Origin of the sequence: Ornithinicoccus hortensis, from assembly GCF_006716185.1 — a bacterium.
Classification (GTDB): domain Bacteria; phylum Actinomycetota; class Actinomycetes; order Actinomycetales; family Dermatophilaceae; genus Ornithinicoccus; species Ornithinicoccus hortensis.
Genome location: NZ_VFOP01000001.1, coordinates 1,335,542 through 1,356,314, shown reverse-complemented (window position 1 = coordinate 1,356,314; position 20,773 = coordinate 1,335,542). Strand labels below are relative to the sequence as shown.

Genomic DNA, 20,773 nt, shown 5'->3' with positions numbered 1-20,773 from the left:
GTGACCGCCTGGCCCGCGCCCGCGTCCGACCGCCCCGTCCACGGTGCCGTCACCGTCCCGGGCAGCAAGTCGCTGACCAACCGCTACCTGCTGCTCGCGGCCCTGGCCGACGGCCCCAGCACCCTGCGGGGCCCGCTCGTCTCCCGCGACACCCTGCTGATGCTGCAGGCGGTCCAGTCCCTCGGGGTGCAGGTCGAGCGGTCCGCCGACGACGACCGGTGGACCCTGACGCCACCGGCCACCCTGCGGGCGGGCACCCGGATCGACTGCGGCCTGGCGGGCACCGTCATCCGTTTCGTGCCCCCGGTCGCCGCGCTGGCCGACGGCGAGGTCGCCTTCGACGGTGACGCCGAGGCCCGGGTGCGTCCGGTCGGCCCGCTGCTGGAGGGACTGCGCCAGCTCGGCATCCGGATCGAGGACGAGGGACGCGGCACGCTGCCGTTCACCGTCCACGGGACGGGCTCGGTCCGCGGCGGTGAGGTCCAGGTGGACGCCTCCGCCAGCTCGCAGTTCGTGAGCGCTCTGCTCCTGGCAGGGGCCCGCTTCACCGAGGGCCTGCTGCTCCGGCACACCGGCGCCTCGCTGCCGAGCGTGCCGCACATCGACATGACGCTGCAGGTGCTCCGCGAGGCCGGCGTGCGGGCGGCACGGTTGAGCGAGGCCACCTGGGTGGTCGACCACGGACCGGTCCACGGGCTGTCCGTGCGCGTCGAGCCCGACCTGTCCACCGCTGCTCCCCTGCTGGCGGCCGCGGCCGTCACCGGCGGTCAGGTCATGCTGCGGCACTGGCCCGAGGAGACCACCCAGGGCGGCGCCGCCTTCCGGGTGATCCTCGAGCAGTTCGGCGCCCGCACCGAGTGGACCGAGGAGGGCCTGACCGTCGAGGGGCCGGGCCGGGACGCGCTGCGTGGCGTCGATCTCGACCTGCACGAGGTGGGGGAACTCACGCCAGTGGTGGCGGCCGTCGCCGCCCTGGCGCAGGGCCCGTCGGTGCTGCGCGGCGTGGCGCACCTGCGGGGCCACGAGACGGACCGGCTGGCGGCCCTGGAGGCCGAGCTCGGGCGGATGGGGTGCGGCGTGGAGCAGACCCCGGACGGCCTGCGGATCACGCCGGCGCCGCTGCGTCCGGCCGTGCTGCAGACCTACCACGACCACCGGATGGCGCAGGCCGCGGCGGTGCTCGGCCTGGCCGTGCCCGGCACGGAGATCGAGAACGTCGAGACCACCGACAAGACGTTCCCGGGCTTCGCCGCCGCCTGGACGGACCTGGTGCACGGGTGAGCAAGTACGACCACTACGACGAGTCCCTGGTGCGGGTCCGCCCCAGCCGACGTGGCTCGCGTCCCCGGACCAAGGAGCGGCCCGCCCACGAGGACGCCGTCACCGGCCTGGTGACCGGGGTGGACCGGGGCCGGTTCACCGTGCGCTACGAGGACGTGGACGTCGTGGCGATGCGGGCCCGGGAGGTCGGTCGCAAGCAGATCGTCGTGGGCGACCGGGTCGGCATGGTCGGTGACGTCACCGGCAACCCGGACGGGCTGGCCCGGATCGTCCGCGTCCACGAGCGCACGTCGGTGCTGCGACGCAGCGCCGACGACTCGGACCGGGTGGAGCGGGTGATCGTGGCCAACGCCGACCAGATGGTGGTGGTCACCGCCCTGGCCGACCCCGAGCCCCGGCCCCGGATGATCGACCGTTGCCTGGTCGCCGCCTACGACGCCGGACTGGACCCGCTGCTGGTGCTGACCAAGGCGGACCTGCGGGACCCGGAGGAGTTGCTGTCGGCATACGACGCCCTGGACGTGCCCCACGTGGTCAGCTCGCTCGCGCCGGGGGCGGACCCGGGCCGGACCGGCGCGGCGGGTTCCGGGGTGGACCAGGTGCGTGCCCACCTCACCGGACGGGTCAGCGTGCTCGTCGGGCACTCCGGGGTCGGCAAGTCCACCCTCGTGAACGCCCTGGTGCCGGACGCACGGCGGAGCACCGGGGTGGTCAACGCGGTGACCGGGCGCGGCCGGCACACCTCGACCAGCGCGGTGGCGCTGGAGCTGCCCGAGGGCGGCTGGGTGGTGGACACCCCCGGCGTGCGGTCCTTCGGGCTCGGCCACGTGGACCCGGCGACCTTCGTCGAGCACTTCCCCGACCTGGCCCCGGGCGCCGCGCAGTGCCCCCGCGGGTGCTCCCACGACGAGCCGGACTGTGAGCTGGATGCCTGGGTCGAGGGCGGCGCGGCCGGACCGCACGGGGCGGCCCGGCTGGAATCGTTGCGCCGGCTGCTCCGCAGCCGCACGGGTGAGTCCCCGGCCTGAACCGGCCCCCGGGCAGGTAGGTTGCCAGGCGTGGCTACCTTCGAGGACGACCTACGACTGGCCCACGTCCTGGCGGACGCGGTCGAACGTTCGACCCTGGACACCTTCGCCTCCCCCGAGCTGAGGGTCGAGGTCACCGAGGACGGCACGCTGGTCACCGACGCCGACCGGCACACCGAGGAACTGCTGCGCCACCAGTTGCAGCGCACCCGCCCCCGCGACGTCGTCCAGGGGGAGCAGCTGCCCACCACGGGGCACGGCAACCGGCGCTGGGTGCTGGACCCGATCCACGGCACCGTGAACTACGTGCGCGGGGTCCCGGTGTGGGCCACCCTGATCGGGCTGCTGGTGGACGACGCGCCGGTGCTGGGCCTGGTGGCGGCGCCGTCCCTGGCCCGCCGCTGGTGGGCGGCGATCGGGTCGGGCGCCTGGACGGGCCGGGCGCTGACCCGGGCCCGCCGGATCCACGTGGCCGACACCTCCCGCCTGGAGCACGCCTCGGTGAGCTACGGCGACCTCTCGCCCTGGTTGGACTCCCCCCGCAGGGACGGCTTCCTCCAGGTCGTCGACCGGGCCTGGCGCAGCCGGGCCTATGGGGAGTTCTGGTCCCACGTGCTGGTGGCCGAGGGAGCCGCCGACGTCGCCCTCGGACCGGATCTCGACGTCCACCAGATGACCGCGCTGGCCCCGATCGTCACCGAGGCCGGTGGCCGGTTCACCGACCTGGAGGGCACCGACGGTCCCTTCGGGGACGCCGGGGTGAGCACCAACGGGTTGCTCCACGACGAGGTGCTCCGTGCGCTCGGGGGGCCCGACGCGCCATAATGGGGCCGATGGCACCCCTGACCCGACGCGCCGTGCTGGCGCTGGGCGGGCTTGCCGCGACAGGTCTGCTCGCCCCCCACGCGAGCGCGGACGCCGCGCCGGCCACCGGTGGGCGACTGCCCCGGCAGGTCCGTCGCGCCGGTTCGCCCACCGACCTGGAGCGCCACGACCGGGACAACCTCCTCGTCGTGGTGACCAAGGACCGACCCCTGGACCCCGTCGACTACGCTCCGGACGACCTGGTCGACTGGCGTGACCCCGACTACCAACTGCGCGCGGAGGTCGCCGACCAGTTGTCCGACCTGTTCGACGCGGCGCAGGAGGAGGGCCACCGGCTGCGGGTGATCAGCGGATACCGCTCCCATGAGACCCAGCGGGAGACCTACGACTACTGGGTGCGCACCACGGGACGCAAGGCGGCCGACGCCACCAGCGCCCGACCGGGGCACAGCGAGCACCAGACCGGCCTGGCCGTCGACCTCGACAACGACAAGGGCACCTGCTACCTGGACCAGTGCTTCGGGGACACCGCCGAGGGCCGCTGGCTGGCCGAGGAGGCCCACCGGTTCGGGTTCGTGATCTCCTACCCCGAGGGCCAGCGCGAACGCACGGGCTACACCTACGAGCCGTGGCACGTGCGCTACGTCGGCCCGACGGTGGCCGGGGACATGCACCGGGAAGGGTTCCTGCTGCTCGAGGACTACCTGGCCGCGGAGGCGCTCCGGCCCGCGCTGCGCCGGCCGGGCCGGGCACGCCCCGTCTGAGCGACGGCTACCTGCGCCCGCCGCTCCTGCGCACCTCGACCGGGCCCCGGCCCAGCGCCTCGATCGCGGAGCCGTGCGCCGCGGCGTCACCCACGGCGATCACCGTCCAGCGCCCGTCCACGTGGGCGTCCCAGGCGGCGCCGGCCGTCGCGGCGTCCATCGTCCGCACCTGGGTCAGCGTGCGGGTGACGAAGTCGGTCGCCAACCCGTCCATCGCCAGCCCGATCGCCTCACCCGCCAGGACGTCCGCCGTCGCGTAGCGACCCGGCGCGGTCTGCGCGACGAAGTCGGCCGCCTCCCGCACCTCGGCCTCGGTCAGGTCGCTGCCCGGCATCGCCAGCAGGTCCAGGAGCGTGTCCAGCGCGGGGACGGTGGCGTCGGCCCGGACCGAGCCGCTCACCAGGAACAGGCCGCCCCGGGTGCGCGGACGGAAGCCGGCGTGCACCCCGTAGGTGTAGCCCTTCTCCTCCCGCAGCACCCGGTCGAGCCGGGACTGGGGAGACCCGCCGACCGCCAGCGACAGGACCTGGTAGGCCCCCCACCCGTGCGGGTCGCGGCGGTCCGGACCCGAACACCCCAGGTAGAGGTCGGTCTGCACGGAGCCGGGGCGGTCCACCAGGACGATCCGGGCCGCGTCGTCGGCGCGCTCGTCGCCCCCTGCCGGTGGGGCACCCTCGTCCGCACCGCCGGGGGCCCATGCCGAGAGCGTCTGGCCCAACAGGGCCGGCACATCCACCCCGGTCAGGTCCCCCGCCACGACCAGGTGCGACCGGTCCGGGTGCACCATCCGCCGGTGGTGCGCACGCACCGCCTCGGAGGTGATCGCCGCGACCGACTCGAGACTGCCCCCGGACGGGCGGGACGCGCGGCTGCTGGGCCGGAAGTAGGTCGGCAGGAACTCGAGCGCGGCCCGACTCATCGGGTCGGCCAGGTCGTGCCGGATATCGGCGATCCGGTTACGGACGTGCCGGGCCACCTCCTCCTCGGGGAAGGTCGGGGTGGTGAGGCACTCGGTGAGCAGTTCCAGCCCGGCCCCCAGGTTGCGCACGGCGACGTCGAGGTCCACCAGGATGCCGCGCTCGCCGACCCCGGCCCCCAGGAAGACGCCCTTGCGCTCCAGCAGACCGGCCATCTCCTCGGCGTCGTGCGCCTCCGTCCCCTCGTCGAGGGTGCGGGACAGGATCGTGGCCACCCCCTCGACGTCCACGGGCTCGGCGGCGAGCGGCGCCGGGATGCCCAGCCGCACCGAGACGACGTGCTGGCCGGGCAGATGGAAGGTCTGCACGGACAGGCCGTTGTCGAGGGTGAACACCTCGGGCACCGGGAAGGACCAGGCGGCGGGCGGGCGCACGCCGGGACGGGCAGGCAACGGGGTGGCGGTGGTCATCAGGCCACTCCTTCCGTATGCGGTCCGCTCTCCCCCGCGGTCAGGTCACCGAGCGGCACGTCCTGGTCGACGGGATCGCCGTCCCGGTAGATGACGGCGGCCCGGTGCTCGGGCTGCAGCCACCGCTGCGCGGCCAGCTGGACCTCCTCCGCGGTCACCGTGGCGACCTCGTCCAGGAAGGTGTTGACGAAGTGCGGGTCGTCATACAGGCAGGTCGAGTGGCCGATCAGGTCGGCCCGCTCGTCCATCCCGGCCAGGGCCTCCAGCCAGGACCGCTCGGTGTCGGCCAGCGAGGCCTCGAGCTCCAGCTCGGTGGGACCGGTGCGGGCGAACTCGAGCAGCTCCTCCAGCAGCGTCTCCTCCGCCTCCGCGATGTCCCGTCCCTCGCTCACGTCGACGGCGATGAAGGCCAGCGAGGTCCCGTCGACCAGTCCCATGCTCGAGGCGGAGACACCGGTGGCGACGTCGTCGCGCCGGACCAGCCGCCGGTGCAGCCGGCTGATAGCGAGCCCACCGAGGGCGTCGAGGGCGACGGCCCCCGCGAGGTACTCGGCGGTGTGCCCCTGGGGGAACCGGAAGCCCAGGTAGATCCGGTCGTTGGGAACCTCCTGGACCCGGACGACGCGTTGCGGGGCAGGCAGGGGTCCGAGCGGTGCGGAACGGGGCTGCGGCGAGCGGTTGGTGCGCGGCAGGTCCCCGAAGTAGCGTTCGGCCGCCGCGAACCCCTCCTGCGCGGCAACGTCCCCCACCAGGGTGAGCACGGTGGTGTCCGGCCCGTAGTGCCGGTCGTAGAAGGCGTGCACGGTCTCCAACGACGCGGCGTCGAGGTCCTCCATCGAGCCGATCGTCGGGTGGTGGTAGGGGTGTCCCTGCGGGAAGACCAACCCGACGAGGTCGTTCACGGCGTTGCCGTACGGCTGGTTGTCGTAGCGCTGCCGCTTCTCCTCCTTGACCACGTCCCGTTGGTTGTCCAGGTTCTCCTGGGTCAGCGCGGAGCGCAGCCGGCCGTGCCGGTCGGCCTCCAACCAGAGCGCGAGGTCGAGCGCCCCGGTGGGAACCGTCTCGAAGTAGTTCGTCCGGTCGAACCAGGTCGTGGCGTTGAGCCGGCCCCCGTGCGCCATGAGGGCGGCGAAGTGCTCGCCCTCCGCGACGTTCTCCGAGCCCTGGAACATCAGGTGCTCGAACAGGTGGGCCAGCCCGGTCTGCCCGGGCACCTCGTGCCGGGAGCCGACGTCGACCCAGAGGTTGACGGTCACGGCGGGGACGGAACGGTCCTCACTGACGACCACCCGCAGGCCGTTGTCCAGCGTGCGGGTGACGATCGGGTAGGTCAACGGCATCCGCCCACTGTAGGACGTCGCACGGGGGGCTCCGCCCCCCCGTGCACCCCCCGACAACTCACACGGGCGAGGAACCGCCCCGTGCACCTCCTTGGATCAGTCCACCGAGGCGGGTGGGCGTTCGGAGACCTTGCGGAGGTCGACCGGACGCTCCATCTGTTGCATGGCGAGCCGGGCGAAGGTCTGCTGCTCGGTGACCGCACGCTCGGAGCGTCCGCGCCCGATGAAGCTCACGAACCAGTGGAGCAGCGTGGTGATCCGGGACTTGAAGCCGATGATGTAGACCAGGTGCACCGCCAGCCACATCAGCCAGGCGACGAACCCGGTGAGCTTCAGGCTGCCGACCTCGGCGATCGCCCGGAACCGGGAGATCGTCGCCATACTCCCCTTGTCCTTGTACCGGAACGGTGCCCCGGTCGGCTCACCGTTGATCCGGCGCCGGATCTCCTTGGCAGAGTGCCGCGCGCCCTGGATGGCGACCTGGGCGACACCGGACAGCCCGTCCAGGGTCACCATGTCCCCCACGACGTGCACCTCGGGCCGGCCCGGGAGGGTGAGGTCCGGCTGCGCGGGGATCCGTCCCGCCCGGTCCACGGTGACCCCGACCTGGTCGGCCAGCTGCTTGGCGAGCGGGCTCGCCGCGACACCGGCCGCCCACACCTTGGTCAGTGCCTCGATCCTGGTCCGGTTGCCCTCGCTGTCCTCGGTCTCCAGGCCCCGGCCGTCGACGTTCACGACCTTGGCCCCCAGCCGGACCTCGACACCCAGCTTCTCCAGCGCCTGCCGGGTCTTGTCCTGCAACTTCTCGTCAAAACTCCCCAGGAGCGCCGGGGCGGCGTCCAGCAGGATCACCCTGGAGTCGGTGGGGTCGATGTGGCGGAAGTCGTGCTTGAGCGTGCGCTTGGACAGCTCCACCAGCTGGCCGGCCATCTCCACCCCGGTCGGGCCTGCGCCCACGACGACGAAGGTGGTGAACCGTTTGACGTCCTCGAGCCGCCCTTCCGCGGCGGCCTGCTCGGCCAGCTCGAACGCCCCGAAGATCCGGCCGCGCAGTTCCAGCGCGTCGTCGATGCTCTTCATGCCGGGGGCGTACTCGGCGAACTCGTCCCGGCCGAACCAGGACTGGTTGGCCCCGGCGGCCACGATGAGATGGTCGTAGTCGTGCGTGTGCACCTCACCCAGGGTGTTGGCGGTGACCACCCGCTTCTCCAGGTCGATGTCCGTCACGTCACCGAGGACGACCTCGACGTTGTCCTGCCGCGAGAGCACCTCCCGGGTCGCGGGCGCGATCTCGCCCATCGACATGATCCCGGTGGCCACCTGGTAGAGCAGCGGCTGGAACAGGTGGTGCGTCGTCTTCGCCACCAGCGTCACGTCCACGGCGTCGCGCTTGAGTGCCCGGGCAGCGAACAGCCCGCCGAATCCGGATCCGATGATGACCACCCGTGGGCGGTGGCCGGCCTGTGTCGTCATGTGTGCCTCCTCCACCAGCGTCAACACCCTGGGGGTTCCCAGTATGTCGTGAGGTACGCCACGCGCCCGCAGGCTCGCCCCCTTGGCTCATCCGTGCCCGGTGGCCGTTGTTCTGGGTGCCTCACCACGGGCGGGAGAGGAGCAGGCGGTTCACCCGACTTATAGCAGGATTCCCAGTCGGTCGCGCAGCACGGACTGGGTACGTGGGAAGGACCGGGCCATGGCGAGCAGCTCAGAAGGCTGCCCGCCGCGGCGCAGCCACCGCTTGAGTGCCTCGATACCAGGTCCTCCCTTCAGGTGCCGCATCCGGAGGGCGTCGATGATGGTGCGCTCGGGTGAATAGATGCCCATTCTGCGGCCACCACCGATGTCGAACTGCTCGCGACCAGCCTCGAAGGTGCCGGGGTCGAAGTGTCGCCACCTGACTGGCGCGACCGTCTGCGGGGTCCACGATCCGCGCGGGATCGCGATGTCGATCTCTGCAGGGATGTCATCGATCAGCCCGTGCCGGGCCAAGGCCGACCGCAAGCACAGCGTGGCCCGGGCGGCCTTGGCGGCAACTTCGATGAGATCTTCATCGCCGAGGCAATCACTCTTGCGGTATAGCCCCCGCGAGAACGCGATGATGCTGCCCACATCGACCAGGCGGCGAAGCTGGCGCTGGCTGACATGCTCCAGGGCCTGGGAGTAACTGAAGGTCTCGGGTAGACGGTCGAGCAACTCATCCATCGTGTGTGCCATGACCGGAACTCCTACGTAGGGAAACCTCAACACCACTGCATCTCGTGTAGAGGAATTCCTCCACTCCATGGCCGCACGCGACGTCGACCGACCTGAAGAGCGGGCTACTCAACCACAGACGGTCCATGTGATGGGTAAAGGATGCGGTCGCACGTTTGCCCCAAAGCGAAAGTCCAGGTCAACCTGTGGCTGACCTGGACTTTCTTGGTAGCGGGGGCAGGATTTGAACCTGCGACCTCCGGGTTATGAGCCCGGCGAGCTACCGAACTGCTCCACCCCGCGACGGTGAGACCACCATACGTCACCGGTGCGGGGCGGACCAAATCCGCTACGGAGCCGAGGTCTGCTCCGCGTCGTCGGCTCCGTCACCGGGCTCGCTCGGGTCAACGCTTACCGACCCGCCGTCCGGCGCGGCCTCGACCGCGCGGCTGATGGCGTCCTCCAGACGGTTCTGCGCCTCGGCGTAGCCCTCCCAGTCACCCTCGGCGAGGGCGGCCTGACCGTCCTCGTAGGCCTGCTGGATGTCGGCGATTGCCTGGTCGAGGGCCGACTGGTCGGTCCCCTCGTCCGGCGGCGTTTCACCGTCGTCGGGAGGCGTATCGCCCTCGTCCGGCGGTGTGTCGCCCTCGTCGGGGGGTGTGGCGCCCTCGTCGACGGGCTCCTCGCCGCCGGTGCCCTCGTCCGCCGCGGTAGCCCCGGAGTCACCGCCGAAGAGCTCGTCCAGCGCCCCGTCCAGGGTGTCGGACCAGGCCAACTGGTCACCGAACGCGACGACCACCAGACGCTGCAGCGGGTAGGAGGACCCGCTGCGGGCCGACACGTAGACCGGCTCGACGTAGAGGAGACCACCACCGACCGGCAGGGTCAACAGGTTGCCGATGTGCACGTTGGAGCCCTGCTGCCGGTTCAGCGACAGGAACTGCGACAGCGTCTGGGTGAACGCCTCCGAGGTCTCGTTGGAGGACTCGATGTCGTTCTGGAACTGACCCGGCCCCATCACCGTGGTGTCGCGGGGCAGGTCCAGGACCCGGATCTTGCCGTAGTCCTCCCGTCGCTGCCCACCCTCGGAGCCGGCGTCCGCATCGACCGCCATGTAGCCGATCAGGTTCTGCCGCTCACCCTGCGGGATGAAGTTCGTGGTCAGCGAGAAGGTCGGCTCGTCCTGCCCGGGCATCGCGATGCTCAGGTAGTAGGGCGGCATCGGCACGTCCACGTCACCACCGACGCTCGGGTCCTCCGAGACCCGCCAGAAGTCCTGACCGGTGAAGAACGCCTCGGCGGTGTCCACGTGGTAGCGCGCCATGACGTCCCGCTGGACCTTGAACAGGTCCTCGGGGTAGCGCAGGTGGCTCATCAGGTCGCCATCGATCTCATCCATCGGCAGCACCGTGTTGTCGAAGGCCGCCGACCAGGCCTTGAGCAGGGGGTCGTCCTCGTCCCAGGCATACAGCTTCACCGAGCCGTCGTAGGCATCCACGGTCGCCTTCACCGAGTTGCGGATGTAGTTCACCTCGCCGCTGCCGATGGAGCGGATGTTGTCCGAGCCGGCCACCAGGGAGTCGGTCGTGACGTCACCCAGTTGCTCCCGCTGGGCGTAGGGGTAGTTGGCGCTCACCGTGTAGCCGTCCAGGATCCACAGGATCCGCCCGTCGACCACGGCCGGGTAGGGGTTGCCGTCCAGCCGCAGCCACGGGGCGACCCGCTCCACGCGCTCGTGCGGCTCCCGGTGGTCCAGCAGGCGGGAGTCACCGGTGACGCTGTCGGACAGCAGGATCTCCATCTGGCGGTACTTCAGCGCGTAGGCCAGCTGCCGGGGGAAGGAGCCGATCGCCACGCCACCATTGCCCTGGTAGGTGTTCCGGGTCTCCCCGGACTCGCTCCCGCTGTCCGGGTAGTCGAGTTCGCGGGGGGTCGCACCCTCGGCCGCACCCACGATCGAGTAGTTCGGCGAGTACTCCCCGAAGTAGATCCGCGGCTCGAAGTCACCCAGCGGGCCGACCGGGGGGATGTTGCGCTGGTAGAAGATCGGCTCACCATCGGCCGACCGCTGGTTGCCGTATGCCGCCACGAGGCCGAACCCGTGGGTGTAGACCGTGTGGTCGTTGACCCAGTTGCGCTGGCCCTCGGACACACCGTCCAGGTTCAGCTCGCGGACCGCGACGACCGTGTCGGCGGTCTCACCGTCCACCTCGTAACGGTCGACGTCCAGGGTGTCCGGGAACTGGTAGTAGTTGCGCACGCCCTGCAACTGACGGAACGTCGGGGACACGATCGAGGGGTCCACCAGGCGGATGCCGGGGATGGTGTCCGCGTCGTTGCGCAGCTGGCCGGGAGTCGCCTCCGTCTCGGCCTGGTAGTCGATGATCTCCGCGTCCTCGAGGCCGTAGGCGGCCAGCGTTGCGTCGATGTTTCGCTGGATGTACGGCTCTTCCATCTGCGCTTCGGAGGGACGGACCCGCAGCGACTGGATCAGCGAGGGGTAGACCCCACCGACCAGGACCGCCACGACGACCAGGCCCACCAGGCCGATGATCGGCAGCCGCCAGGACTTGCTCCAGATCGTGGCGATGAACAGGACCGCGCACAGCAGCGCGGCGATCGCCAGGACCCCGCGGGTGGGCAGCACCGCGTGCACGTCGGTGTAGGTCATGCCCGTCATCCGGGCGTGCTCGGCCGTCACCAGGTCGTAGCGCTCCAGCCAGTAGGCCACGGCGCGGACCAGGATGAGCACCCCGATGAGGACCGACAGGTGGATCCGGGCCGCCTTGGTGGTGCGCTCCCCCGGGCCCTGGAGCTGGATGCCCCCGTAGATGTAGTGCGTGAGCAGGGCCCCGATGACCGCCAGCCCCAGCACCAGGGTGGCGAAGCTGACCAGCACGTTGAGCCACGGCAGGGTGAACACGAAGAAGCCGATGTCCATGTGGAACTGCGGGTCGGTCATGACCTCACCGTCCGCGTCCAGGAACGGCTGGCGGTTCCACCAGAGCAGGAACGTCTGCCACTGCGACGCGGCGGCCGACCCGGCGAACAGACCGAGCACCACCGGTGCCCCGATGAAGACCAGCCGGCGCATCGGCTCCAACGCGGCGCGGTAGCGGTCGAGGTTCTGCTGCTCGGGGCTCACCGGGGCGTAGATGGGCCGCGACCGGTAGGCGACGTGGAGGGCACTCCAGATCACCAGGGCGGTGAGGGCCGCCGCCGCGACGAACAACAGGACCTGGGTCAGCAGCCTCGTGGTCAGCACCGACCGGTACCCGAGGGAGTCGTACCAGAGGAAGTCCGTCCAGAGGGTGGCCAGCCAGCCCAGCAGCACCACGCCCACCACGAGGATGAGCAGGGTGGGTCCGATCCGCCCCCCGCCGAACAGGCCGCGCCGGGATGTCGCCACCCCGCCTGGTCTTCCGCTGCCCGGGCCGCCTGCAGAGTCAGCGGCACCCGCGCCGTCCGGCCGGCGTCCGTCGCCGGGGTCCGGGTCGTTGTCCTGGCTCACCGAAAATCCTTGTCGCTCGTACCCCGCCGGGCCGCGAGTTGGCCCGGGAGTTGGTTCGTCCGTGGGACTAACCTACCTAGCGGTGGGTCGTCCTCCCGCATCCGGTGACACCATGGCCTGGTGGCAACGCTGAACGAGTCTCCCGACAACGAACCCGCCGGCCCCCGTGTTCCGGATCCGGCGGGTCAGACCGACACCGAGCGATTCCTGCTGGACGCCGCCGCCGACACCGAGCGGCACGTGGCCCGCCTGGGGTGGGACCAGGCGCCCCGGATGTTCGCCCTGGTGCGGACCGCTGACCTGCTCGAACGCGAGCCCACCCTGCGCCCCCAGCTCGAGGAGGGATCCCCGGAGGGGTTCACCGCGATCGAGCAGGAGGGGATGCTGCGCACCTCGAACCTGGAGTCCCTGCTCGGCCGGATCGCCTGGCCGCCCGAGGTGGACGGCGTCGCCCTCGCGGTCGAACGCCTGGTCGTGCCGCCCGAGGCCGAGCGCGACCTGCCGACGGACCCGGTCGCCGCGACGGAGGCGCTGGCCGCCCACCCAGACCGTCAGGACGTGCGCCTGCTCGCGGCGGTGCTGCGCAGCGGGGAGTCGGTCTGCCTGCTCCGGCAGCGCCGCCACGACGAGGACGACGCCGTGGCGCGGGGCCAGGACATCGCGCCCGGGTTGGTCCACGCCCTGCAGGCCACCCTGCAGGACTGACCGGGCCCCGCGGGACTAGCAGCGGGGCAGGTCGACGTCCTCGCCCTGGCCGATCGCCTCGACGACGTCCCGGGCCTGGTCGAAGGTCTCGATCTTGACGACCTCCATCCCGTCGGGCTCGTTGCCCCGGACGTCGTCGCAGTTGCCGGCGGGGGCCAGGAAGTACTCCACCCCGTGGTTCGCCGAACTGATCATCTTCTGCCGGATCCCGCTGATCGGCCCCACGGTGCCGGAGGAGTCGATGGTGCCCGTCCCGGCGAAGACGTGGCCCCCGGTGAGCTCCCCCTCCGTGAGCTTGTCGTACACCGCCAGGGAGAACATCAGGCCCGCCGACGGGCCACCGACGCTGCCGGCGTCGATGGTGACGTCGAACGGCAGGTCGAAGTCGGAGGCGAGGTAGACCCCGATCACGGTCCGCGTCTCCGTGCTGCCGTCCTCGGCCTCGACGTCGTCCTCCCCGGTCGGGACCTGGAGGGTGATCTCCTCGCCGTCTCGGACCAGCACGAACTCCACCTCGTCACCGGGCTCGAAGCCCTGCAGGACGTCGCGGACCTGCGCCGGGTTGTGGATCTCGGTGCCCCCGACGGAGCGGATCTCGTCGTTGACCTCGAGGGTGTCGGCGGCCGGGGCGTCCACGATGATCTGGGCGACCTTGACCTGCTCGGGCACCTCGACCCCGGCTGCGCGCACCCCCACCACCGCCGCGGCGTCCTGCGACTCCATCATCAGCTCGGTGTTCTGCTCCTGCACCTGCTGGGCGGTCATGTCGGGCGGGTAGACCAGGTCCTCGTCCACGATGTCGGTGTTCGGGTCGAACTCCGCCAGCAACCAGTCCCAGGCGCTCACCGGGTAGCGCGGGCCGCCGTAGAGGGTCACCGTGGTGAAGTTGAGCTCTCCCCCGGTCGGGTAGGTCTCGGCGTCCTCCACCACCACCGTGGGGTGCCCGTTGGTCTCCCCGAGGGTGTTGTAGATCGGGCCGGGGCGGTACAGCACCTTGGCGACATCGACCATGTTCATGATCGCCACCCCCGCCACCAGCAGCACGCACAGCACCAGCCCGATCGCCATCCCGACCGTGACCCGGGTGCCCCCGGCACCGGTGGGCCCGGAGGTGTCGGCCGTGGCATACCCCCGGTAGTAGCCGTCCGCCCCGCCCTGGCCGGTGTGGTCGTGCCCGGCGCTCACAGGCCTACCCACTGGGTGTCGCCGTCGACGAACGCCTGGTGTTTCCAGATCGGCACGGTCTGCTTCAACTCCTCGATCAGCCCGCGACACACCTCGAACGCGGCCGGCCGGTGGTCCGCCGACACGGCGCAGATGACGGCGAGGTCACCGACGGCGAGGCTGCCGATGCGGTGTGTCGCAGCGACGGCACGGACGCCGTCGCGCGCCGCCGCGGAGTCCACGAGTTCCTGCAGCACGGTGCCGGCCTCGGGGTGGGCGGAGTAGTCCAGGGTGACGACCCCGTCCTTGCCACCGTCGTGGTTGCGCACCGTCCCGATGAACAGGACCACCGCCCCGGCGCGCGCGTGCCCGACCTCGGCCAGCACGGCGTCGACGGACAGCGGCTCCGCACTGATCCGTGCGTGCCGCACGGTGGTGGCGCCGGGGCCGGTGGGTGGGGAGGTCGAGTCGCTCACCGCGCCATCATCTCCCATCAGCCTGGCGAAAACCTGAAGGGCACCGGGACCGGGTGGTCAGGTCCGGCGCTTCCGGCGACGCATCAGCGCCGCCGTCGCCGCCGCGGCCACCGCGGCGCTGGCGGCACCGGCTGCGGCGCCCAGGGCCGCCGCGTCCTTGCGTTGCACCCGCCGGGCCATCACGGCGTGGTGCCCGCGCACCCCCTCCAGCAGGACGCCCAGGGCGGCGGTGTTGTCGTATGCGGGGGCCCAGCCGCGCTCGGCGAGCGCCCGCGGCTCCACCACGAGCGGGTGGGAGACATAGGCGAGATCGGAGGCCGGCAACGGCAGCACCCCGATCCGGTGCAGCCGGTCGGCGGCGCCGTAGGCGGCGGACCAGGACAACTCGATCCTGCGCATCCCCGAGATCTCCTCCACCTCCGCCTGGGTCAGGCTCCCCCACGACCCGACGGTCACCACCGGCGGGACGTCCGCGTGCAGGACGGTCAGCAGGGCCCGGCCCAGGTCCTCCACGTGACAGAACTGCCAGGTCGGCTCGTGGTCCCGGACCACGAGCAGGCGCGGGGCCTCGAAGTGGCGGGTGATGATGGTGTCCACCGACGGTCCGACGAGCGCCGCCGGGCGGACGACGGTGATCTCCAGACCGGGGTGGACGGTCCGCGCCGTCTCCACGATGGCCTCGACCTCGACCAGGTCGGCCACCACGCCCTCGACGTCGTCCGCGCGCAGCGGGCTGTCGTCCGGGACCGGTGCCGGGTTGTCGGCCCGCGCGCCGTAGACCAGCACGGAGCTCACCACGACCAGGTGCCCCACCCCGGCGGCGGCCGCCGCGGTGCTGAGGGTCTGCATCTCCCGCACCAGCCGGGCCCGTCGGACCGCCGAGGGTGAGGCCAGGGAGCGCACGAGGTCGGCGTCGTGGGCGACGTGGACGACCGCGTCCACGTCCCGCAGCGCCTCGACCACCTCGGGCGCGGCGATGTCGCACAGCCGCCACTCCACCACCCCGGCGGCACCCGCCTGCTGGTCCAGGCCGACGACGTGGTCCCCCGACCCGGCGACCTGCTCCGCGAGGACGGCGGCCAGGCCGGAGCCCGCCTTGGTCACGCCGACCCGCAGGGCCCCCGCGCTACGCCGAGAGCGAACCCGTGCACCTGGGGAACTCACGGGCACCTCCTCGTGGTTGTCATGGTGAAGACTCATCCTGTCAGGCCCCAGCCTGCTGACATTCGCGGACCAGCCGGGAAGGAACCACCGTGGCCGACCAACACCCCTCCTCCGACGACGAGCAGCGCCCCGAGGGGGAAGGGCCCGTGGAACCCTCGGGCGGCGCAGGCTCCGGGGACGACCCGTTCGCCGCCCTGTTCGGCGGCCAGCTGCCCCCCGAACTGCGGGAAGCGCTGAGCTCCCTCGGTCTGGACTCGGCGGACCCCGGGATGATGCAGATGATCCAGTCGCAGGTGCAGGCCATGATGGCCGCGGACGACGGCGGGGCGATGAACCAGACGCTGGCCACCGACACCGCGCGCCGGCTGGTCGCGGAGGCGGGCGACCGGTCCGTGGGGCCGGCCACCACCCGCGACGTCGAGCAGGTCGTCCAGGTGGCGAACCTGTGGCTCGACCAGGTGACCGAGTTCAACCCGCCGGACGGTGGGGCCCGGGCGCTCAGCCGCGCCGAGTGGGTCGAGGAGACCATGCCGGTCTGGCGCCGGGTCACCGAGCCTGTGGCCGCGGGGGTCGGCGCGGCCATCACCAGCACGATGCAGGACCAGTTGAAGATGCTGGGCGAGGAGGGCGCCGACGGGAGCCTTCCCGAGATCCCGGGCCTGCCGCCGGGGATGAACCCGGCGGCGATGCTCGGCCAGATGCAGCCGATGATGCGCAAGATGAGCAGCGCCATGTTCGGCGCCCAGGTGGGCCAGGCGGTGGGTGCGCTGGCGGGTGAGACGGTGAGCGGCACCGAGGTCGGGCTGCCGCTGCTGTCCGGCGAGGTGGTCGCGATCCTGCCCGCCAACGTCTCCGCGTTCGCCGAGGGGCTGTCCGTAGATGCCGGCGAGGTGCACCTCTACCTCGCCGTCCGCGAGGCGGCCCGGGTCCGGTTGTTCGCCGGGGTGCCGTGGCTCGGCCCGCAGTTGCTCACCGCGGTCGAGGACTACGCCCGGGACATCTCGATCAACACCGAGGGGATCGAGGAGACGCTGCGTTCGGTCAACCCCCAGGATCCGCAGGCGATGCAGGAGGCGCTGGCGGACCAGCTGTTCACGCCGGAGCCGAGTCCGGCCCAGGAGGCCGCGCTGGGTCGCCTGGAGACCTACCTGGCCCTGGTGGAGGGTTGGGTGGACCTGGTCTGCGAGAAGGCCGTCTCGGCGCACCTGCCGCACGCCTCCGCCCTGGCCGAGGCCGTCCGGCGCCGGCGCGCCACGGGCGGGCCGGCGGAGAAGGTATTCGCCTCCCTGGTCGGTCTGGAGTTGCGCCCGCGCCGCCTGCGCGACGCGGCCAACCTGTGGGCGGCCCTGGAGTCCGCGCACGGCCAGGCGGAGCGGGACAGGGCCTGGGCCCACCCCGACGTCGCGCCCACCGGCGCCGACCTGGACGACCCGCTCGGGTATGTCGAGCGGCACGGTTCGGGGGCGGCCGCCCAGGGCGACGCCATGGACGCTGAGCTCGACCGGCTGCTGCGGGGCGCTACCGGCGAGGGCGAGGAGGGGCCAGACGCAGACCGCGGAGACGGTCCGTCCGATTCCGCGGGTCCGGCCTAACCGGCCCCCACGTCGTCCCCCTCGAAGGCGCCACCCGGGTTGCCCCGCGCCCAGCTGACACCGTCCAGGAAGGCCGACGCCTCGGCATACCGGGGGAAGCCGCGGACCAACGCCTGGAAGCGCGGGCCGTGGTTGGCCTCGAGCAGGTGGGCCAGCTCGTGCACCAGCACCGCGTCGACCACCCACCCGGGCATGCCGTCCAGCAGGCTGGAGATCCGGATGCGGCCGCTGTCGGGGCTGCACGACCCCCACCGGCTCCCCTGGTTGGTCACCCACTTGACCTCGGTGGGCACCGCCCGGCCGCCGAGGTACTCGCGGGAGAGTCGGGCCGCCCGGGCGGTGAGGTCCTGCCCCGTCAGCCGACGGCGCTGGTGTCCCTTGCGCAGCTTCTCCACCAGGGCCGCGACGTGCTTCTCCTCCTGCTCGCGGCTCAGGCCCGCGGGCATCAGCACCACGATCTGGTCCCCCTCGACCCGCGCGGAGACGGTGCGCTTGCGGCGCGCGCTGCGCCTGATCTCCACCCGCTCCGGCGGAGCGTCCACCGAGTCCCTCGTGACCATGACAGCACCGTAGACGGCGGCACCGACAGAGCTGCCGCACGGCTCCCGCACGCAGCGACACGCCGGACCCCGTTCGGCACAGGACCACGGCCCGCACGCACGCTCCGGTTACTGTGAGGTGCAGACAGGGCCACACGGCCCCCGAGATCGGACAGTTGTCCGAGCGATGAAGGAGAGTGACATGGCCGAGACCGGCGAGACCTACAAGGGCGAGTTCTACTGCGTCAAGTGCAAGGAAAAGCGCGAGGCCGAGGGCAACGTCGTGGAGACCAACGGCCGGCGTATGGCCAAGGGCAAGTGCCCGGTCTGCGGCACGAACCTGAACCGCATCCTGGGCAAGGCCGCCAGCGCCTGACCCACAGACCACCCGACGCGGGGCGGGACCGACACGACGTCGGTCCCGCCCCGCGTCGTTTGTGACCGGGGGGACCGGGTCCTGTGGATGCGTCGGCCGGAGCGGTCCGGGGCGTGCCACGCTGCCTGGGTGTCCACCCCCCTGCGCCTGCGACCCGACGCCCGACCGGCCCGGCGGGCTCCCGGGACCGTGCAGTTCGGGCTGTGGCCGGGACCCGGGTGCGTGGTGACCGGTCTGACCGAGGACGAGACCGACCTGCTGCTGGCACTCCGGGACGTCCGGTCGACCGGTCAGCTGGCCACCATCGCCCGGCGGCACGGGGTGACGCCGGAGCGGGCGGAGGAGCTCCTGGCCCTCCTCGGTCGGCAGGGGCTCCTCGCCCGGGGTGAGCCGGACCGGTCGACGCTCGGTGCCCTGCAGGGACGCTACGTCTGCGTCCTGGGGCAGGGACAGTTCCCGGACCGGGTCCGGGAGGAGCTCCGGCGGTGCGGGGTGGGACGGGTCGGCGAGGCATGGACCGAGGGCAGCACCGTCGACCTGGTGGTCCTGGTCGCCGGTGGCGCCGTCGCACCGCAGGAGGCACCGGTCTGGTGGGCCCGCGGGCTGGGCCACCTACCCGCCGTGGCGCAGGGTGGACGGGTCGTGGTCGGGCCGTTGGTGCTGCCCCGTCATGGCCCCTGCCTGCACTGCCTGGACCTGCACCGGCGGGACCGGGACGGCGCCTGGCCACGGGTGCTGGCGCAGGTGGCACCGGCCGCGACCGACCTGGCGGGTCCGGTCACCGTCGACCCCGCCCTGGCGAGCGCGGCCGCCGCGGTCTGCGCGATGGTGGTGCGCGACCACCTGTCGGAGCGCCCGGTGCCTCCGGGCGTCGCGTGGGAGGTCCGGCTGCCCCGGGGTGAGGTGACCGCCCGGCAGTGGCCTGCCCACCCCGGGTGCCCGTGTCAGGCCGCGACGAGCGCCTAGGCTGGCAGGTGCTGGGCGCCGACCGCAGGGAGGAGATCACCGTGGCCGAGGATCCGCCGCCGTTACCCCTCTCCGGGGCCGGTCGGGCGTTGCGCCTGGCCCGGCTGCCGCTCGGCGTCGCCGGGCGGGCCGCCGTGGGGCTGGGTCGACGGATGGGCGGGGCCAGCGGCGAGTCGGTCACCGCCGAGCTGCGCCAGCGGACGGCCGAGGAGGTGTTCGCGGCACTGGGTGAGCTCAAGGGCGGGGCGATGAAGGTCGGTCAGGCGCTGTCGGTCTTCGAGGCGGCCGTGCCGGACGAGATGGCCGGGCCCTACCGCGAGGCGCTGACCCGGTTGCAGGACCAGGCGCCGCCGATGCGACACAGCCAGTTGGGGGACGTGCTCGCCGAGTCCCTGGGGGAACACTGGCGCGAACGGTTCCGCGAGTTCGACGAGGACGCGGCCGCCGCCGCCTCGATCGGCCAGGTGCACCGGGCCGTGTGGGAGGACGGGACAACGGTCGCGGTGAAGGTGCAGTATCCGGGCGCCGGCGTCGCCCTGGAGTCGGACCTGCGCCAGCTCGGTCGGATCAGCCGGATGATCGGGCCGTTGCTGCCCGGGATGGACCTGTCGCCGGTGATCACCGAACTCCAGGAACGGATGGTCGAGGAGCTGGACTACCGCCGGGAGGCGTGGTCACAGGACGCCTTCGCCGAGGCGTATGCCGACGACCCGGACGTCGTGGTCCCCCGGGTCCTGGCCTCGGGTCCACGGGTCGTGGTCAGTGAGTGGCTCGACGGGGTGCCGCTGAACCAGTTGATCCGCGAGCAGGACCGGGCCGGGCTCGACCGGGTCGCCGAGCGCTACATCTCCTTCCTGCTGGGTGCCCCCAGCCGGGTGGGGCTGTTGCACGCCGACCCGCACCCCGGCAACTTCCGGCTCACCCCGGACGGCCGGCTCGGCGTGGTCGACTTCGGCGCGGTCGACCGGCTGCCCGAGGGGCTGCCGGTGCCGATGGGCCGGCTGTTGGCCGTCGCGCTGCGCGAGGAGGCGGACACCCTGGTGGACGGGCTGCGCGACGAGGGGTTCATCAGGGACGCGGTCGACATCGACCCCGTGGAGCTCCTGGCCTTCCTGGAGCCTTTCGTCGCGCCCTGCCGGGTGGACCGCTTCTCCTTCACCCGGGACTGGCTGCGGTCGGTCACCTCCGAGATCAACGACCCCCGGGGCACCGCCTTCCAGGTCTCGCTGCGGCTCAACCTCCCCCCGCAGTACCTGCTGATCCACCGGGTCTGGCTGGGTGGCACAGCCGTGCTCGCCCAGATGGGTGTGGACGTGGCCACCCGTGCCGTGGTCGACCGGTACCTGCCGGGGATCGACCTGCCCCCGCTGGCCCGCTGACCGGCCCGGAACACACCTGAGGCGGAGCCAGGAGTGGCTCCGCCTCAGGTGGTCGGCGTGCTGATCGGCAGTTGGCGGTCCGG

At 72.2% G+C, this 20,773-nt stretch carries 18 protein-coding genes and 1 tRNA gene; 9 read left to right on the top strand and 10 right to left on the bottom strand.

What is annotated here, in order from left to right:
- Genes aroA through FB467_RS06380 form a run of 4 tightly spaced genes read left to right on the top strand, consistent with a single transcriptional unit; the run spans position 1 to position 3,898 of the window.
- Complete coding sequence (gene aroA, locus FB467_RS06395; protein WP_228393453.1) at positions 1-1,281, top strand: 3-phosphoshikimate 1-carboxyvinyltransferase; 1,281 nt, start codon at positions 1-3, stop codon at positions 1,279-1,281.
- Positions 1,278-2,309 (top strand): ribosome small subunit-dependent GTPase A, encoded by a 1,032-nt coding sequence (gene rsgA / locus FB467_RS06390; protein WP_141784350.1) that lies wholly within the window; start codon positions 1,278-1,280, stop codon positions 2,307-2,309. Before aroA ends, rsgA begins: the two co-directional genes overlap by 4 nt.
- A gap of 30 nt (positions 2,310-2,339) precedes the next feature.
- Positions 2,340-3,134, top strand: coding sequence for an inositol monophosphatase family protein (locus FB467_RS06385; RefSeq protein WP_141784349.1), 795 nt, complete (start codon positions 2,340-2,342; stop codon positions 3,132-3,134).
- Positions 3,135-3,142: 8 nt separating this feature from the next.
- Complete coding sequence (locus tag FB467_RS06380) at positions 3,143-3,898, top strand: M15 family metallopeptidase (RefSeq protein ID WP_170230599.1); 756 nt, start codon at positions 3,143-3,145, stop codon at positions 3,896-3,898.
- A gap of 7 nt (positions 3,899-3,905) precedes the next feature.
- Here FB467_RS06380 and FB467_RS06375 read toward each other — a convergent pair whose 3' ends face one another.
- The 6 genes from FB467_RS06375 to FB467_RS06350 form a co-directional block, all read right to left on the bottom strand.
- Positions 3,906-5,285 carry a M16 family metallopeptidase gene (locus FB467_RS06375; RefSeq protein ID WP_141784347.1) on the bottom strand — a complete coding sequence of 460 codons (1,380 nt, stop codon included), beginning with the start codon at positions 5,283-5,285 and terminating at the stop codon, positions 3,906-3,908.
- Positions 5,285-6,625, bottom strand: a complete 1,341-nt coding sequence (locus FB467_RS06370) for a M16 family metallopeptidase (RefSeq protein WP_141784346.1) — start codon at positions 6,623-6,625, stop codon at positions 5,285-5,287. The genes FB467_RS06375 and FB467_RS06370 overlap by 1 nt, the downstream gene beginning before the upstream one ends.
- Positions 6,626-6,721: 96 nt before the next feature.
- The gene (locus FB467_RS06365) at positions 6,722-8,098 is read right to left on the bottom strand and encodes an NAD(P)/FAD-dependent oxidoreductase (RefSeq protein ID WP_141784345.1); all 1,377 of its coding nucleotides are present in this window, start codon (positions 8,096-8,098) and stop codon (positions 6,722-6,724) included.
- A gap of 159 nt (positions 8,099-8,257) precedes the next feature.
- On the bottom strand, positions 8,258-8,839 hold the full coding sequence (locus tag FB467_RS06360) for a type IV toxin-antitoxin system AbiEi family antitoxin domain-containing protein (protein ID WP_141784344.1): 582 nt from the start codon (positions 8,837-8,839) through the stop codon (positions 8,258-8,260).
- A 205-nt stretch (positions 8,840-9,044) separates the two neighbouring features.
- Positions 9,045-9,121, bottom strand: a tRNA-Met gene (locus FB467_RS06355).
- A gap of 46 nt (positions 9,122-9,167) precedes the next feature.
- Positions 9,168-12,329 carry a UPF0182 family membrane protein gene (locus FB467_RS06350; protein ID WP_244932728.1) on the bottom strand — a complete coding sequence of 1,054 codons (3,162 nt, stop codon included), beginning with the start codon at positions 12,327-12,329 and terminating at the stop codon, positions 9,168-9,170.
- A 207-nt stretch (positions 12,330-12,536) separates the two neighbouring features.
- Between FB467_RS06350 and FB467_RS06345 the strand changes: the two genes are divergently transcribed.
- Positions 12,537-13,034: a PPA1309 family protein gene (locus tag FB467_RS06345; protein ID WP_141786506.1), complete on the top strand. Its 498-nt coding sequence runs from the start codon at positions 12,537-12,539 to the stop codon at positions 13,032-13,034.
- Between the two features lie 15 nt (positions 13,035-13,049).
- Here the strand turns inward: FB467_RS06345 and FB467_RS06340 are convergent, their stop codons facing one another.
- The 3 genes from FB467_RS06340 to FB467_RS06330 are packed head-to-tail and all read right to left on the bottom strand — an operon-like array spanning position 13,050 to position 15,838.
- A complete protein-coding gene (locus FB467_RS06340) occupies positions 13,050-14,219 on the bottom strand; it encodes a YlbL family protein (RefSeq protein WP_141784343.1) in 1,170 nt (389 codons plus the stop codon).
- Complete coding sequence (locus tag FB467_RS06335; RefSeq protein ID WP_228393451.1) at positions 14,216-14,674, bottom strand: molybdenum cofactor biosynthesis protein MoaE; 459 nt, start codon at positions 14,672-14,674, stop codon at positions 14,216-14,218. Before FB467_RS06335 ends, FB467_RS06340 begins: the two co-directional genes overlap by 4 nt.
- A 57-nt stretch (positions 14,675-14,731) precedes the next feature.
- Positions 14,732-15,838 (bottom strand): NAD-dependent epimerase/dehydratase family protein, encoded by a 1,107-nt coding sequence (locus tag FB467_RS06330; RefSeq protein WP_211350566.1) that lies wholly within the window; start codon positions 15,836-15,838, stop codon positions 14,732-14,734.
- 89 nt (positions 15,839-15,927) lie between these two features.
- On the opposite strand from FB467_RS06330, the gene FB467_RS06325 reads away from it, so the two are divergent.
- Positions 15,928-17,430, top strand: coding sequence for a zinc-dependent metalloprotease (locus FB467_RS06325; protein ID WP_228393524.1), 1,503 nt, complete (start codon positions 15,928-15,930; stop codon positions 17,428-17,430).
- Here the strand turns inward: FB467_RS06325 and FB467_RS06320 are convergent.
- Positions 17,427-17,990 carry a M48 metallopeptidase family protein gene (locus tag FB467_RS06320; protein ID WP_141784340.1) on the bottom strand — a complete coding sequence of 188 codons (564 nt, stop codon included), beginning with the start codon at positions 17,988-17,990 and terminating at the stop codon, positions 17,427-17,429. The genes FB467_RS06325 and FB467_RS06320 overlap by 4 nt on opposite strands.
- 166 nt (positions 17,991-18,156) lie before the next feature.
- Between FB467_RS06320 and FB467_RS06315 the strand changes: the two genes are divergently transcribed.
- The 3 genes from FB467_RS06315 to FB467_RS06305 all read left to right on the top strand — a co-directional run bounded on the left by FB467_RS06315 (position 18,157) and on the right by FB467_RS06305 (position 20,690).
- Positions 18,157-18,345 (top strand): DUF5679 domain-containing protein, encoded by a 189-nt coding sequence (locus FB467_RS06315; protein WP_153390525.1) that lies wholly within the window; start codon positions 18,157-18,159, stop codon positions 18,343-18,345.
- 129 nt (positions 18,346-18,474) lie between these two features.
- Complete coding sequence (locus FB467_RS06310) at positions 18,475-19,311, top strand: Rrf2 family transcriptional regulator (protein ID WP_141784339.1); 837 nt, start codon at positions 18,475-18,477, stop codon at positions 19,309-19,311.
- 8 nt (positions 19,312-19,319) lie between these two features.
- Positions 19,320-20,690: an ABC1 kinase family protein gene (locus FB467_RS06305; protein ID WP_228393506.1), complete on the top strand. Its 1,371-nt coding sequence runs from the start codon at positions 19,320-19,322 to the stop codon at positions 20,688-20,690.
- The last annotated feature ends 83 nt before the right edge of the window (positions 20,691-20,773 follow it).

Bases quoted from the DNA above. Each gene is read 5' to 3' on its own strand.
- FB467_RS06380 (WP_170230599.1), top strand. From the start codon at position 3,143: ATGGCACCCCTGACCCGACGCGCCGTGCTGGCGCTGGGCGGGCTTGCC.
- FB467_RS06375 (WP_141784347.1), bottom strand. From the start codon at position 5,285: ATGACCACCGCCACCCCGTTGCCTGCCCGTCCCGGCGTGCGCCCGCCC.
- FB467_RS06370 (WP_141784346.1), bottom strand. From the start codon at position 6,625: ATGCCGTTGACCTACCCGATCGTCACCCGCACGCTGGACAACGGCCTG.
- FB467_RS06365 (WP_141784345.1), bottom strand. From the start codon at position 8,098: ATGACGACACAGGCCGGCCACCGCCCACGGGTGGTCATCATCGGATCC.
- FB467_RS06360 (WP_141784344.1), bottom strand. From the start codon at position 8,839: ATGGCACACACGATGGATGAGTTGCTCGACCGTCTACCCGAGACCTTC.
- FB467_RS06320 (WP_141784340.1), bottom strand. From the start codon at position 17,990: ATGGTCACGAGGGACTCGGTGGACGCTCCGCCGGAGCGGGTGGAGATC.
- FB467_RS06315 (WP_153390525.1), top strand. From the start codon at position 18,157: ATGAAGGAGAGTGACATGGCCGAGACCGGCGAGACCTACAAGGGCGAG.